This window comes from Staphylococcus caledonicus (genome assembly GCF_016238465.1).
GTDB classification, from domain to species: Bacteria; Bacillota; Bacilli; order Staphylococcales; family Staphylococcaceae; genus Staphylococcus; species Staphylococcus caledonicus.
In genome coordinates, this window is the sequence record NZ_JABTXV010000026.1 from 1 (window position 1) to 255 (window position 255).

The window sequence follows — 255 nt, forward strand, 5'->3', positions numbered from 1 at the left end:
TTACGATGTTATTTACGTTATTACTTACGATGTTATTTACGTTATTACTTACGATGTTATTTACGTTATTACTTACGATGTTATTTACGTTATTACTTACGATGTTATTTACGTTATTACTTACGATTTTATTTACGTTATTACTTACGATGTTATTTACGTTATTACTTACGATGTTATTTACGTTATTACTTACGATGTTATTTACGTTATTACTTACGATGTTATTTACGTTATTACTTACGATGTTATTTA

At 24.3% G+C, this 255-nt stretch carries 1 protein-coding gene; it reads left to right on the forward strand.

Annotation, left to right across the window (positions count from 1 at the left end; translation table 11 throughout):
• Positions 1-255, forward strand: a 255-nt coding sequence (locus tag HS848_RS13145) for a hypothetical protein (RefSeq protein ID WP_198612554.1), incomplete at both ends; no start/stop codon positions are given.